Source organism: Micromonospora sp. NPDC049359, assembly GCF_044466585.1.
GTDB lineage: Bacteria > Actinomycetota > Actinomycetes > Mycobacteriales > Micromonosporaceae > Micromonospora.
Map to the genome: position 1 here is coordinate 137,014 of NZ_JBITMW010000012.1, position 13,371 is coordinate 150,384.

The 13,371-nt window shown below is 72.4% G+C and carries 17 protein-coding genes; 9 read left to right on the plus strand and 8 right to left on the minus strand.

Annotation, left to right across the window (positions count from 1 at the left end; genetic code table 11):
- Nucleotides 1-53: 53 nt before the first annotated feature.
- Nucleotides 54-1,634, plus strand: coding sequence for an alpha/beta fold hydrolase (locus ACIBTX_RS25545; RefSeq protein WP_396833096.1), 1,581 nt, complete (start codon nucleotides 54-56; stop codon nucleotides 1,632-1,634).
- A 14-nt stretch (nucleotides 1,635-1,648) separates the two neighbouring features.
- Here the strand turns inward: ACIBTX_RS25545 and ACIBTX_RS25550 are convergent, their stop codons facing one another.
- The 3 genes from ACIBTX_RS25550 to ACIBTX_RS25560 form a co-directional block, all read right to left on the minus strand.
- Entirely contained in the window at nucleotides 1,649-2,020 is a 372-nt protein-coding gene (locus ACIBTX_RS25550) for a hypothetical protein (protein ID WP_357127477.1), read from the minus strand.
- Nucleotides 2,017-2,499: a DUF6232 family protein gene (locus ACIBTX_RS25555; protein ID WP_357127474.1), complete on the minus strand. Its 483-nt coding sequence runs from the start codon at nucleotides 2,497-2,499 to the stop codon at nucleotides 2,017-2,019. Before ACIBTX_RS25555 ends, ACIBTX_RS25550 begins: the two co-directional genes overlap by 4 nt.
- Nucleotides 2,500-2,692: 193 nt before the next feature.
- Nucleotides 2,693-3,172: a DUF6232 family protein gene (locus ACIBTX_RS25560; protein WP_357127471.1), complete on the minus strand. Its 480-nt coding sequence runs from the start codon at nucleotides 3,170-3,172 to the stop codon at nucleotides 2,693-2,695.
- A 98-nt stretch (nucleotides 3,173-3,270) separates the two neighbouring features.
- Between ACIBTX_RS25560 and ACIBTX_RS25565 the strand changes: the two genes are divergently transcribed.
- A complete protein-coding gene (locus ACIBTX_RS25565) occupies nucleotides 3,271-4,044 on the plus strand; it encodes an enoyl-CoA hydratase-related protein (RefSeq protein WP_357127468.1) in 774 nt (257 codons plus the stop codon).
- A gap of 93 nt (nucleotides 4,045-4,137) precedes the next feature.
- A complete protein-coding gene (locus tag ACIBTX_RS25570) occupies nucleotides 4,138-5,760 on the plus strand; it encodes an acetolactate synthase (protein WP_357127465.1) in 1,623 nt (540 codons plus the stop codon).
- A 48-nt stretch (nucleotides 5,761-5,808) separates the two neighbouring features.
- On the opposite strand, the gene ACIBTX_RS25575 is transcribed toward ACIBTX_RS25570, so the two are convergent.
- Genes ACIBTX_RS25575 through ACIBTX_RS25585 form a run of 3 tightly spaced genes read right to left on the minus strand, consistent with a single transcriptional unit; the run spans nucleotide 5,809 to nucleotide 6,947 of the window.
- The gene (locus ACIBTX_RS25575; protein WP_357394078.1) at nucleotides 5,809-6,225 is read right to left on the minus strand and encodes a PLD nuclease N-terminal domain-containing protein; all 417 of its coding nucleotides are present in this window, start codon (nucleotides 6,223-6,225) and stop codon (nucleotides 5,809-5,811) included.
- Nucleotides 6,226-6,252: 27 nt separating this feature from the next.
- Entirely contained in the window at nucleotides 6,253-6,558 is a 306-nt protein-coding gene (locus tag ACIBTX_RS25580; protein ID WP_357127459.1) for a DUF202 domain-containing protein, read from the minus strand.
- Nucleotides 6,555-6,947, minus strand: coding sequence for a DUF202 domain-containing protein (locus ACIBTX_RS25585; RefSeq protein ID WP_357127456.1), 393 nt, complete (start codon nucleotides 6,945-6,947; stop codon nucleotides 6,555-6,557). The genes ACIBTX_RS25580 and ACIBTX_RS25585 overlap by 4 nt, the downstream gene beginning before the upstream one ends.
- Nucleotides 6,948-6,989: 42 nt before the next feature.
- Here ACIBTX_RS25585 and ACIBTX_RS25590 point away from each other — a divergent pair, with 42 nt between their 5' ends.
- From ACIBTX_RS25590 to ACIBTX_RS25605, 4 genes are all read left to right on the plus strand, one after another.
- Nucleotides 6,990-7,787 (plus strand): GNAT family N-acetyltransferase, encoded by a 798-nt coding sequence (locus ACIBTX_RS25590; RefSeq protein ID WP_396833097.1) that lies wholly within the window; start codon nucleotides 6,990-6,992, stop codon nucleotides 7,785-7,787.
- Nucleotides 7,788-7,789: 2 nt separating this feature from the next.
- On the plus strand, nucleotides 7,790-8,197 hold the full coding sequence (locus tag ACIBTX_RS25595) for a hypothetical protein (RefSeq protein ID WP_357394072.1): 408 nt from the start codon (nucleotides 7,790-7,792) through the stop codon (nucleotides 8,195-8,197).
- A 187-nt stretch (nucleotides 8,198-8,384) separates the two neighbouring features.
- Entirely contained in the window at nucleotides 8,385-9,164 is a 780-nt protein-coding gene (locus ACIBTX_RS25600) for an electron transfer flavoprotein subunit beta/FixA family protein (protein ID WP_357127448.1), read from the plus strand.
- 14 nt (nucleotides 9,165-9,178) lie between these two features.
- Nucleotides 9,179-10,138, plus strand: a complete 960-nt coding sequence (locus tag ACIBTX_RS25605) for an electron transfer flavoprotein subunit alpha/FixB family protein (protein WP_396833098.1) — start codon at nucleotides 9,179-9,181, stop codon at nucleotides 10,136-10,138.
- Nucleotides 10,139-10,234: 96 nt separating this feature from the next.
- Here ACIBTX_RS25605 and ACIBTX_RS25610 read toward each other — a convergent pair whose 3' ends face one another.
- Nucleotides 10,235-11,062 carry an anti-sigma factor gene (locus ACIBTX_RS25610; RefSeq protein ID WP_396833115.1) on the minus strand — a complete coding sequence of 276 codons (828 nt, stop codon included), beginning with the start codon at nucleotides 11,060-11,062 and terminating at the stop codon, nucleotides 10,235-10,237.
- Nucleotides 11,016-11,618, minus strand: coding sequence for a sigma-70 family RNA polymerase sigma factor (locus tag ACIBTX_RS25615; protein WP_357127442.1), 603 nt, complete (start codon nucleotides 11,616-11,618; stop codon nucleotides 11,016-11,018). The genes ACIBTX_RS25610 and ACIBTX_RS25615 overlap by 47 nt, the downstream gene beginning before the upstream one ends.
- A gap of 230 nt (nucleotides 11,619-11,848) precedes the next feature.
- On the opposite strand from ACIBTX_RS25615, the gene ACIBTX_RS25620 reads away from it, so the two are divergent.
- Together ACIBTX_RS25620 and ACIBTX_RS25625 are read left to right on the plus strand one after the other, a co-directional pair.
- A complete protein-coding gene (locus ACIBTX_RS25620) occupies nucleotides 11,849-12,679 on the plus strand; it encodes a DUF4397 domain-containing protein (protein WP_396833099.1) in 831 nt (276 codons plus the stop codon).
- Nucleotides 12,676-13,326, plus strand: a complete 651-nt coding sequence (locus tag ACIBTX_RS25625; RefSeq protein ID WP_357127436.1) for a class F sortase — start codon at nucleotides 12,676-12,678, stop codon at nucleotides 13,324-13,326. Before ACIBTX_RS25620 ends, ACIBTX_RS25625 begins: the two co-directional genes overlap by 4 nt.
- The last annotated feature ends 45 nt before the right edge of the window (nucleotides 13,327-13,371 follow it).

Sequence of the window (13,371 nt, forward strand, 5' to 3'; positions counted from 1 at the left end):
TTCGCGGCTGTCGGCCCGGTCCGGGACGGGGTGCTCGGCGGTAGGGTGCCGGCATGTCGGCCGTACCGCCGCGCCACCCACCGAGCACCCGGACCGCCGTCCTGCTCGCCGTCCTCGCGGCGGTCACCGCCGCGCTCGGCACGGCGGTGCTGGTACGCGCCGACGCCGGCCTCACCGTGCGGCAGATCACCGTCGACGGGGTGCCGATGACCGAGGTACGCGCCGGCCCGCCGAACCCGGACGTCCGGCGACCCGGCGTGGTGATCGCACACGGCTTCGCCGGCTCGGCACGGCTGATGCGTCCGATCGCCGACACCGTCGCCCGTCGCGGAGCGGTCGCGCTGGTGTTCGACTTCGCCGGGCACGGTGCCAACCCGGCCCGACTCGGCACCGGCATGTCGCCCCCGACGCTCGCCGCCGACCTGGACATCGCCGTCGGACACCTGCGTTCCCAACCGGACGTGGACCCGACCCAGATCATGCTGGTCGGCCACTCGATGGGCGCCGGCGCGGTGACCCGCTACGCGGCCGGGCATCCCGAGATCGCCCGGACCGTGGCGATATCGCTGCCCGAGGCCGGCGAGCTGCCCCCCGGCCGGCCGACCGACCTGCTGCTGATCGTGGGCGGCGCGGAGTTCCCGGGGTTCCGCCGAGCAGCCGACGACGCCGCACGGCGGGGCGCGACGGTGGGTCGCCGACCCGCCGTCGTGGTGCCGGGGGTGGAGCACATCTCGGTGCTCTTCGCCCCGCGTACCCACGAGGAGATCGCCCGCTGGCTGCCCAGCGTGGACGGGGACGCCCCACCCCGTCCGTTCGCCCGGCTCGCCGGCGCGGCGCTGCTCGTGGTCGCGTTCGCCGTCGGACTGGTCCCGCTGGCCGCGCTGCTCCTGGGCCGGCGGGCCGCCGTGACGCTCGCACCGGCACGGCTGCCTGCCGTGACGCTCTCGCCGGCGCACTCCGCCGGGCGGCGGACGGCGGGGGGATCGGCGTCGGCGCTGCGGGTTCCCGTCCTGTTCGGGCTGGCCGTCCTCGCCAGCGGGCTCGCTGCGGCCGTCGCGGCGATCCTGCCGACCAACCGCCTGCCGCTCGCGGTCGGCGGTTACGTCAGCGGATTCCTACTGGTCACCGGCATCCTGACGGTCGGCGGTCAACGCTGGCTACCCGCCGCGACACGCGTGCCGGAGATCGCCGACGAGCCGGTCGGCAGCCGGACACCGATACGGATCACCGGCGCGGTGCTGGCGCTGACGGCGTACGCGATTCTCGCCGTGGTGCTGCCGATCCACCTCGGGCTGACCTCGGCGCTGCCGGTCGGCGCCCGCTGGTGGCTCCTTCCGCTGGTCATGGGCGCGTGCCTGCTGTTCCTGCTCGGCGTCGAGCTGGTGGCGGTCGGCCGGACGTGGCGGCGTCTGCTCGTCGTCGCGGTCACCGTGGTGGTGCTGAGCACGTCGGCGGTGGTCGGCCTGGCGCCCGGGTTCGTGCTACTGGTGGTACCGCTGTTCGCCGTGTTGCTCGGCTGGCACGTGCTGTGGGCCGCCGTCCTGCGTCGCTACGCGTCACCGCGCTGGCTGCCGGCGGTCGTGGGCGCGGCCCTGCTGGGCTGGCCGATCGCCACCACCCTGCCGCTGACGTGACCGGCGGCTGGGCTCTATCGAGTGGCGCGTGCGACGCGCAGCGCCCACCAGATCAGTGGTACCTGTAGGGGCACCCGACCGTAGGCGATCGCCCGTCTCGTCGGCCGGCGGTGTCGCCAGTCCACGGCCATCTTCACGTTGGCCGGCAGGACGGCGACGAACAGCGCGGCGGCGGCTCGACCGCCGGCCCGTCGGCTGGCCGGGTGCGCGACCGCTGCCGCCACCGTCAGTTCCGCGACGCCGCTGGCGTACGTCCAGAGGCGGGCGGGACCGGGCAGCGTACGAGGCACGATCGGGTCGTAGTAGCCGGGGCGCAGCAGGTGGGTGACGCCCGCCGCGGCGAGCAGCCCGGCCAGGGCGACGGCCTCGCCGTGTCGGCTGGTCATCGATGGTCCCCCTGCTGTTCGACGGCGCGCTGCACCGCCCGGTAGATCTGCCCGAACCGTAGCGCGTCCGGCGTACGCAGGAGCAGGTGTTCCTGACCGTGGTGCTGGACCCACAGTTCGTGCACGTGGCTGCCGCGCTCGTAGGAGCGGTCCAGCCAGCCGAGGGGGATCTCCAGGAAGGGCGCCAACGCCAGCGCCCCCACCGCGCAGGCGGCGAGGATGATCAGCGCCAACTGCCAGTTGCCCCGGTCCTGGGCCGACCACGCCAGCGACACCACGCAGACCAGCGCGACGAGGGGCGGCAGCGACAGCAGCAGGACCAGTACGCCGCGACCCAGCACCCGGCCGCGTACGGCGAGCGTCTTCGGCCCCCGTTGGTGCCAGACGAACGTCACGTCGGGCAGGGCGATCACCTGACCGCCCGCCCGGATCGACTCGGATGTCACCTGCACCGCGTCGTCCCGGTAATAGAGGGTCATCACTAAGCCTAACCACCCGCAGGCAAACCCGCGCCTCCTGCGCCCGTCCCGCCTCGCGCTGCCCTCCGCCCGTCCCGCCTCGTCGATCTTGCACTTTCTGTTGTGACATAAAGGGCATGAACGCCCATATTGACAACAGAAAGTGCAAGATCGGCGGGAGGGCGGGGCGGGGTAGGGGTGGGGGTGGGGTGGGCTAGCGGCGGGCGGCGGGGCGGACGGGCTGGCTGGCCTCCATGGCCCGCTGGACCGCGCGGTAGATCTGGCCGAAGCGCAGCGCGTCGCGGGTGTGCAGCAGGCGCACCGGCTGGCCCCGCCAGCGGGCCCAGATCTCCAGTTGGCGACTGCCCCTGGCGTACGAACGGTCCAGGTGCTCGAAGAGGAAGTCGGCGACCGGGCCGACGGCCAGCCCGACCAGCACCGAGGCGCCCACGATCGCGATCGTGACGGTGGGTGAGCGGTGCAGCCAGACGGCCACGCCGATGCCGATCACCGCAGCGACCAGTGGACCGGCCAGGGCGGCGCCGATCGCGCCCCGGCCGGCGAGCACCCGCCAGGAGCGGCTGCCACGGCGGTGCCAGACCATGGTGATCTCGGCCAGGGGGTAGCTGCGCCCGTCGACCTGGACGGCGGTGGAGGTGACCCGTACCGACCTGTCGTCGTAGAAAGTGATCATGGCTGGACTCCCGCCCGCGGGGCTGACACCACACTACTTACCCCAACGACCCGGGTCGTAAGGTTGGCACGCGACTTCGACGAGGAAGTGAGGGCAGCGTGGGCGAGTTCGTTCGGCTGGAGACCAGGGACGGCATCGGCACCATCCGGCTGGAGCGGCCGCCGATGAACGCGCTCAACACGCAGGTGCAGGAGGAGTTGCGCGCCGCCGCCACGGCGGCCACCGTCGATCCCGAGGTCCGTGCCGTCATCGTGTACGGCGGGGAGAAGGTCTTCGCCGCCGGTGCGGACATCAAGCAGATGGCCGACATGTCCTACGTGGACATGGCCGACCGGGCCGCGGCCCTGTCCAGCGCGCTCGGCGCGATCGCCCGGATCCCGAAGCCGGTAGTGGCCGCGATCACCGGGTACGCGCTCGGCGGCGGCTGTGAGCTGGCGTTGGCGTGTGACTGGCGGGTGGTCGCCGAGGACGCCAAGCTCGGCCAGCCGGAGATCAAGCTGGGCGTCATTCCCGGCGCGGGCGGTACGCAGCGGCTGGCCCGTCTGGTGGGTCCGGCGCGGGCGAAGGATCTGATCATGTCCGGGCGGATGGTGGACGCCCAGGAGGCGCTGCGGATCGGTCTCGCCGACCGGGTCGTACCGGCCGCGGAGGTGTACGACGCGGCCGTCGCGCTCGTCACGCCGTACCTCAGGGGTCCTGTGCAGGCCCTGCGCGCCGCGAAGCTGGCGGTCGACGGCGGCCTCGACATGGACCTCAACTCGGGCCTGGCCTGGGAGAGTCAGCTCTTCGCGGCGCTGTTCGCGACTGACGACCGGCGCGAGGGGATGGCCGCGTTCGTCGAGAAGCGCAAGCCGGACTTCACCGGTCGCTGATCGGTCGGGCCGACGGCAAACCGAGAGCGGTTCACATTCTGCCTACCGGCCAGTAACGTGTGACGTCGGCCATCTGCGACCAAAGGAGCGGCGATGACGGAGCGGATCGAGGGTCACGGCGGCGAGTTGGCGCTCGCGGCACTGCGCGCGCACGGCGTACGGGAGATGTTCACGCTCTCCGGCGGGCACGTCTTTCCGCTCTACGACGCCGCGCACAAGACCGACTTCCCGATCTACGACGTCCGGCACGAGCAGTCGGCGGTCTTCGCGGCCGAGGCGGTGGCGAAGCTCCAGCGCCGACCCGGCCTCGCCGTGCTCACCGCCGGCCCCGGTGTCACCAACGGCATCTCCGGCATGACCAGCGCGTTCTTCAACGCCTCCCCGGTGCTGGTGCTCGGTGGTCGCGCGCCTGCCTTCCGGTGGGGCTCGGGCAGTCTCCAGGAGATGGACCACCTGCCGCTGGTCGCCCCGGTCACCAAGCACGCCGAGACGGTGTTCAGCACCGACGACATCCCGCGCGCGGTCGGGGCCGCCCTCACCGCCGCGCTCACCCCGCACCGTGGCCCGGTCTTCCTCGACTTCCCGCTGGAGACGGTCTTCTCGGTCGCCGACGCGGACCTGCCCACGCCGGCCGGCGTCGACGCGGTCGAACCCGACCCGGACGAGGTGAGCCGGGCCGCCACCCTGATCGCCGGCGCGCAGCGGCCGGTCATCATCGCCGGCTCGGACGTGTACGCCGGTAACGCCGTGGCCGCGCTGCGCGAGGCTGCCGAGGCGTTGCAGGTGCCGGTGTTCACCAACGGCATGGGCCGTGGCTCGCTGCCGCCGGAGCACCCGCTCGCCTTCGCCAAGGCCCGCCGCGCCGCGCTCTCCGGCGCCGACGTCGTCGTGGTGGTCGGCACGCCGCTGGACTTCCGGCTCAGCTTCGGCGACTTCGGTGACGCCAAGGTGGTGCACATCGTCGACGCTCCCAGCCAGCGCGCCACGCACGTGCAGCCGGCCGTGGCCCCCGCCGGTGACCTGCGGCTGATCCTCTCGGCGTTGGCCGACCACGCCGGTGACCGGGCCGACCACGCCGACTGGATCGCCGACCTGCGGGTCGCCGAGGACGCGGCGAAGGCCCGGGACGCCGCCGAGATGGCCGCCGAGACCGACCCGATCCGGCCGGCCCGGATCTACGGCGAGCTGCGCCGGGCGCTCGCCCCCGACGCCATCACCATCGGTGACGGCGGTGACTTCGTCTCGTACGCCGGGCGCTACCTGGAGCCGTCGCAGCCCGGCACCTGGCTGGACCCGGGCCCGTACGGCTGCCTGGGCACCGGCATGGGCTACGCGATGGGGGCCCGGGTCAGCCACCCGGACCGGCAGATCTGCGTGCTGATGGGCGACGGCGCGGCCGGCTTCTCGCTGATGGACGTCGAGTCGCTGGTCCGCCAGAAGCTGCCGGTGGTGATCGTCGTCGGCAACAACGGCATCTGGGGGTTGGAGAAGCACCCGATGCGGGCCATGTACGGCTACGACGTCGCCGCCGACCTCCAGCCGGAGCTGCGCTACGACACGGTGGTCAGCGCGCTGGGCGGTGCGGGGGAGACGGTCGCGAAGGCCGCCGACCTTGCGCCGGCACTGCAACGGGCCTTCGACTCCGGGGTGCCGTACCTGGTCAACGTGCTCACCGACCCGACCGACGCGTACCCCCGCTCGTCGAACCTGGCCTGAAACGAGCCGGCAGCCGCCGTCGTCCCGCGCGGGGCGACGGCGGCGCTGTCACACCTCCGGCCGGTCGCCCTCGCGGGGCGGCTCACCGTCGCGGCGGCGCAGGTCGTCCTCACGCCGCCGCAGGTCCTCCTCCCAGCGGCGGAAGAGTTCCTGATCCTGCTGCTTGGCACGGTCCTGCACCGAGCGGAGGAACTCCGGGTCGTCGTCGGGAGCGAGTGGACGGCGCGGCTGCCGCTCGGCTGCGCTCGGGCCACCCGGCCACACCGTGCGGCTCGCGGTGCCGGGCTCCCGCCCGGCGACGAACCAGGCGATCGACCCGACCAGGGGGAAGAACAGGATGATCAGCACCCAGGCGATCCGGGGCAGGGCACGGATCTGACCCTCCTCGGCGGACAGGCAACTGATCAGCGCGCAGACGGCGAGGACGACCTGCGCCAGGAAGAGGAGAACGTACAGCCGGGCCATGCACCCATCATGGCGCACGGCGTCCCGTCAGCGTAGTCCGCGAACTGTCAGCAGCACGCCGAGCAGCGCGAGCCCGACCGTGCCCAGCGCGACCAGCGGCAGCGTCCGGCCGCCGGTACGGGCCGCGCCGACGCCGGTGGCCCGCGGCCAGCAGAGCACGAGCAGGCCGCCCCAGACGAGCACGGCCGCGCCGACGACGAGCGCGCCGAACGGGCCGCCGTTCGACGCCAGCCGGACCGCCAGCGCGGTCACCACGGTCAGCGTCAGCAGGGTGCGCCGCCAGGCCAGCCGGGTCCGCTCCGGTTGCAACCCCGGGTCGCGTACCGCGCTCACCGTTCCCCGATCGCCCGGACCAGGACCGCGAGGACCAGCAGGATCGCCCCCGCGCCCACGGCGAGGGCGAGGATGGCGGGGAAGCGGGAGGCGGGCAGCTCCTGACCGAGCCGGATGGCCCGTTCGGTACGCGCCCAGTGGTCCACGGCGCGGATGGCGACGGCGCCACCGAGCAGCAGCAGCGCGACCGCGATGACCTCCCGCAGGTGACTCATCGGCAGCGGCGGCAGGAACTGCGCGGCGGCCAGCCCGCCGCCGACCAGCGCGAGACCGGTGCGCAGCCAGGCGAGGAAGGTCCGCTCGTTGGCGAGGGAGAACCGGTAGTCCGGTCTCTCACCGACGGTGCGCGCCTCCGCCGGGTCGAACCATCGCCTGATCGCTTCCCACACGCTGGGAGATTATCCGCTTCCCTCGCCGCTTAGCCTGGTCAGGTGACCGATCTTGATGTGAACACGCTGCGCGCCGCCTACGACAACCAGATCCGCCCGGAGATCCCCGACCCGGTTCCGGCCGGCGTGACCGTCGAGCGGGATGGTCCGCTCGTGCGGATCATCGGGCTCGACGCCGGCGGCTTCCTCACGTACCGCGACCTGGGCGGGCTGACCGGCGACGCGTTGGACGAGCTGATCGCCCGGCAGGTGCGGTTCTTCCGTGAGCGCGGCATGTCGGTCGAGTGGAAGCTCAACGAGCACGACGAGCCGGCCGACCTGGCGGACCGGCTGCGCGCCGCCGGGTTCGTGCCGGAGGACCGGGAGACCGTCGTGGTCGGGCCGGTCGCGCCGCTCGCCGCCGCGCTGCCGGTGGTTCCCGAGGGGGTACGCCTGCGTGAGGTGACCGCCCGGGAGGACCTGGAGCGGATCGCCGCGATGGAGGAGGAGGTCTGGCGCGAGGACCGCTCGCACCTGGTGACGGGTCTGGCCAAGGAGATCGACGCCGACCCGAACTCGATCACGGTGGTGGTGGCCGAGGCGGACGGGACGGTGGTGAGCGCCGGCTGGGTGCGGTACCTGGCGAACACCGGTTTCGCCACCCTCTGGGGCGGCTCGACCCTGCCGCAGTGGCGGCGCAAGGGCATCTACCGGGCGTTGGTCAACTACCGGGCGCGGCTGGCCGAGCAGCGGGGTCGGACGCTCGTGCAGGTCGACTGTTCCGAGGACAGCCGGCCGATCCTCCAGCGACTCGGACTCGTAGCCGTCACCACCACCACGCCGTACGTCTACACTCCGTGATCATGGAGCAGCGGTTGACGGACGAGGAGCGCCTGACCCTCAAGACGGGCGCGTTCGGCGCGGTCTTCCTGGTCTCGAACGCCGACCCGGGGATGCTGGGCGTGATCCGGGAGAGTGTGGCCGCCTCCGGCGCGCTGGCCGACGCGAGCGGCGTGGTCAAGGACGCGCTGACCACCGGCCCGCTGCCCCGTCTGCCCCGGGACTCCCAGTTGGAGATCGAGTCGGTGGTGCTGCCGGCGCTCGGTCGGGCGGTGCGGATCCTGCGGGAGAAGTCGCCGGCCGACGTCGAGGCGTACCGGTCGGTGGTGTTGAACGCCGCGGACCGGGTGGCCCACGCACACGACGGGGTGGCCCCCGCCGAGGCCGCCGCCATCGACCGGATCCGGGGCGCGCTGGCCGAACCCGTCTGACCTGCGCCACGCCGGTGACCTGTGTCACTCTGCGTGCCCGGCAGCGGTAACCTACTGGTAGGTAACATTGCTGCGTGGGCAACTGCACAGCAGCCCGCGGTTGACCGGGCGTCGACCGACACGCGAGGCTGCGGCCCAGACCGGGCGAGCCAATCGCAACACCACACAGGAGGGTCGTCGAAGCGCGATGAATATCGTCGTACTCGTCAAGCAGGTGCCTGATTCGGGCGCGGACCGCAACCTGCGCAGTGACGACAACACCGTCGACCGCGGTTCGGCGAACAACGTGATCAACGAGATGGACGAGTACGCCATCGAGGAGGCGCTGAAGATCAAGGAGGCGCACGGTGGCGAGGTCACCATCCTGACCATGGGTCCGGACCGGGCGACCGAGTCGATCCGCAAGGCGCTCTCCATGGGTCCCGACAAGGCCGTGCACGTGGTGGACGACGCCCTGCACGGTTCCTGCGCGGTGGCGACGTCCAAGGTGCTCGCCGCCGCCCTCGGGCAGCTCAACGCCGACCTGGTGATCTGCGGCGCGGAGTCCACCGACGGCCGGGTGCAGGTCATGCCGCACATGATCGCCGAGCGGCTCGGCGTCGCGGCGCTCACCGGCGCGCGCAAGCTCACCGTCGACGGCGCGACGCTGACCGTCGAGCGGCAGACCGAGGAGGGGTACGAGGTCGTCACGGCCGCCACCCCGGCCGTGGTCTCCGTCTGGGACACCATCAACGAGCCGCGCTACCCCTCCTTCAAGGGCATCATGGCCGCGAAGAAGAAGCCGGTGCAGACGTACTCCCTGGCCGACCTGGGCGTCGCGCCGACCGAGGTGGGCTTCGACGGCGCGACCAGCGCCGTCGTCGAGCACACCAAGCGCCCGCCGCGTTCCGGCGGTGCCAAGATCACTGATGAGGGCGAGGGCGGCGTCAAGCTGGTCGAGTTCCTCGCCACCGAGAAGTTCGTGTGAGAGGGGGATCTGACATGTCTGAGGTTCTCGTCGTCGTCGAAGCCACCAAGGAATTCGGCGTCAAGAAGGTCACCCTCGAGATGCTCACCCTCGCCCGTGAGCTGGGCACCCCGAGCGCGGTGGTGCTCGGCGGCGCCGGCGCCGCCGAGGCGCTCAGCGGCAAACTGGGCGAGTACGGCGCCCAGAAGATCTACGCCGCCGAGGGTGACGACATCGACGGCTACCTGGTCGCCCCCAAGGCGAGCGTGCTGGCCGAGCTGGTCCAGCGGGTACAGCCGGCCGCCGTGCTGCTGGCGTCGGCCCAGGAGGGCAAGGAGATCGCCGCCCGCCTCGCCGTCAAGCTCGACAACGGCATCCTGACCGACGTGGTCGGCCTGGACGCCGACGGCACCGCCACCCAGGTCGCCTTCGCCGGCTCCGCCATCGTCAAGTCCAAGGTCACCAAGGGCCTGCCGCTGGTCACCGTGCGGCCCAACTCGGTCACCCCCGCCCCGGCGGCGGCCACCCCGACGATCGAGCAGCTCACGGTGTCGGTCACCGACACCGACAAGCTGGCCCGGGTCGTCGAGCGGGTCGCCGAGCAGAAGGGCTCGCGGCCCGAGCTGACCGAGGCCGGCATTGTCGTCTCCGGCGGTCGTGGCGTCGGCAACGCCGACAACTTCAAGCTGGTCGAGGAGCTGGCCGACCTGCTCGGTGGCGCCGTTGGCGCGTCCCGCGCGGCTGTCGACTCCGGCTTCTACCCGCACCAGTTCCAGGTGGGTCAGACCGGCAAGACCGTCTCTCCGCAGCTCTATGTGGCGCTGGGCATCTCCGGTGCCATCCAGCACCGGGCCGGCATGCAGACCTCGAAGACGATCGTCGCCGTCAACAAGGACGGCGAGGCGCCGATCTTCGAGCTGGCCGACTTCGGCGTGGTGGGCGACCTGTTCAAGATCGTTCCGCAGGCCGCCGAGGAGATCCGCAAGCGCAAGTGAGCGTGTGACGCAGAAAGTGGCCGCCCGTCGTGACGGGCGGCCACTTTTTCGGTGGGGAGCTGATCGGCGGGCCGGGGAGCTGAGCCGGCCCGCCGATCAGCCCGTCAGGGTGCCCCTCAACAGGCTGTCGCCCGAGTGGCGGGTGTTGTTGTCGTACTGCTCGGCGGACACGTCGACCACCGAATAGCTCTTGAGGTCGACGTTCGGGGGCAGGGGCAGCAGAGCGTCCGCGTCGCCACCGAGGGTGCCGATCGAGAACATCTCCATGGTCGTCGGGTTGATGAGCCAGACCTCGTAGTACCCCGGCACGCGCGGGAGATTCGCCACATGCAGATGTAGTTGGCCGCCCTGCAGGACGCGCGCGTCGCCCTGGGCCGACTTCGGCGTCGAGCCGAACGCCGCCAGTGGCGCGCTGGCCAGCACCGTCGGCGTTTTCGCCGGCTCCGGTTCGGTCGGCTTCAGCACCGAGACCGTGCCCAGCACACCGATCGCCGCCGCCGCGACGGCGGTCACCGCCGTGGCCGCCCAGCGGGACCAGCCGCGACCCCGGTGGGGCCGGCGCGTCGGGTCCAGCCGGGTGACCGTCGCGGAGGTGGTGCCGCCGTCGGCGTCCTCGGCCGCCGTCCCGTGCGCCTGCGCGGGTACCTGCTGCCGGCCGGCTCCGGTCAGCACGGCTACGGGCGCGTGGCCCGCGGTGCCCTCGGCCGCCCGGATCTCGGCTTCGATGCCCTGCCAGATGTGCTCCGGCGGGTCGGGCAGGTCGCCGAGGCCCTGCGTCTCGGCGCCGAGCCCGGCCACCTGCCGCAGGGTCGTCAGCTCCGTCCGGCAGTGCGCGCAGGTGTCGAGGTGGGTGCGCTCCCCGTCGTCCGCGTCGCTCTCACCGAGCGCCAGAAAGACCAGCCGCTCGTGCTCCAGGTGCTGCACCATCCACCTCCCATCTGCGTTTCAAGCTCGCCATGCCGCGCCGGATGTGACTCTTCACGGTGCCCAGCGGCACCCCGGTCACCGCGGCGATCTGCTGGTGTGTCAGGTCGTCGTAGAAGGCCAACTCCAGCATGCGCCGCTGGTCGTCCGGGAGTCGTGCCAGCTCGTCGGCGATCACCAGCCGATCCACCACCCGGTCCGGGTCCGGCCCGGTCTGCGCCGGCTCGGGCAGTTGCCGGACCGTCTCCACCACCCGGGTTTCCCGCGCCGAGGCGCGCATGCGGTCGATCACCTTGCGCCGCCCGATGCCGAGCAGCCAGCCGACCAACGAGCCCTTGGCCGGGTCGAAGGTCTCCCGGCCCAGCCACGCGCCCACGAACGTCGCCTGGGTCACGTCCTCGGCGTCGGCCCGGTTGGCCAGCATGGTGGTCGCCAGGTGCAGGACGGCGCGGCCGTAACGCTCGTACGCCGTACGCAGCGCCGCCTCGTCCCCGGCCCGGAACCGGGCCGCGAGGTCGTCCGCCGGTGGGTCCGGTTGCGGTGGCAGCGCCGTCACGGGGCGGCCCGCCTTCGATGGGGCATGCCCGACTGTAGCTGCCACAGCCCTCGCCCCACTCTCCCGGTCAAAGTCATCTCACCTGCTCTTCGGCCGCTGACGGTGATCTGGATGCGGCCGGAACCGAGAAAAAGAAACGCGTCGAGAGCGCATCCGCCCGTCGCGGAGCCGGCGTAACCCGTTCTGCAAGCCAGGCCTGACGAATCAGCACCAATCACCAGGAGGCAGACATGCAGCTCTCGTACTTCCGTCGGGTCGCCGCGGGCGGCGCGGTCGCCGCGCTCGCCTTCGCCGGTGTCGGCGCGTTCACCGCCACGCCCGCGTACGCCGCCACGTCGAAGGTCTCCGTCGTCCACGGCATCCCGGACACCCCGGTCGACGTCTACGTCAACGGCAAGAAGACGCTTGACAACTTCAAGCCCGGTGACGTCGCCGGTCCGCTGAACCTGGCCGAGGGGGAGTACGACATCGCCCTCACCAAGCCCGGTGAGCCGGTCGGCAGCGCGATCCTCAAGGTCGACGACGCCAAGGTGCCGGGCGGGGCGAACATCAGCATCGCCGCCCACCTCGACGCCGCCGGCATGCCGAAGATCACGCCGTTCGTGAACGACGTCTCCAAGGTCGACGCCGGCAAGGCCCGTCTGATCGTCCGGCACACGGCGGCCGCCCCGGCGGTCGACGTACGGGCCGGCGGCACCCCGGTCTTCAAGGGCCTGACCAACCCGAACGAGGCCAAGGGCGACGTCGACGCCGGCGCGGTGAAGGCGGACGTGGTGCTGGCGGGCACCGACACCGTGGCCATCGGCCCGGCGGACCTGAACCTCAAGGAGGGCACCGCCACGATCGTCTACGCCATCGGCTCCGCCGAGGGCAAGAACCTCGACGTGGTGGCCCAGACGATCACCGGCCTGCACTCCGCGCCGGGCGGCGTGCCGAGCGGTGACGGTGGCCAGGCGGGTACCGGCGTGGGCACCTGGTGGTACGTGCTCACCGGTGCCGGCGTACTCCTGCTGGTCGGTGGTGGGGCGCGGATGGCGACCGCGCGGACCGGCCGCAAGTGACGGTGCGCAACCGCGGCGCGCTGGCGGCTCTGGCCGCCGGCGCTGCCGCGCTCACCGTCGCCACCCTGGTGGCGTGCAACTCGCAGCCGGCCGGAACCGTCGGTGCCGAGGAGGCGACCGCGCTGGCCAGCGCCACCCCGACCACGGCCGTCCCGTCGGTGCCGGTGACCGGCGGTGACCTGCCCGCCGGCGTTCAGGCCGTCCCGCCGGTCCGGCTGGTCATCCCGGGAATCGGTGTCACCGCCACGGTCAACGCGGTCGGCATCAACGAGCGCACCAACGAGTTCGAGGTGCCGCCGAGCGTCGACGAGATCGGCTGGTACCGCTACGGCCCCGGCCTGGAGGCCGACGCCGGATCGGTGGTCATCGCCGGGCACGTGGACAGCGCCAGACAGGGCAAGGGCGCGTTCTACCGGCTGCGCGAGCTGGACCGGGGCGACACGCTGACCGCGACCGGCAGTGACGGCACGGCGCGGCGGTACCGGGTCGTCGCCCGGGAGGAGTACGCCAAGACCAAAATCCCGTTGGACCGCTACTTCGCCCGGGACGGCAAGCCGCGGCTGACCCTGATCACCTGCGGTGGGCCGTTCGACGCCAAGGCCCGCAGGTACCGCGACAACATCGTCGTCACGGCGGTGCCCGCCTGAGCGGGCCGCGTCCGCTTCGTGCCGGGGTGGCCGTCCCACCCCGGC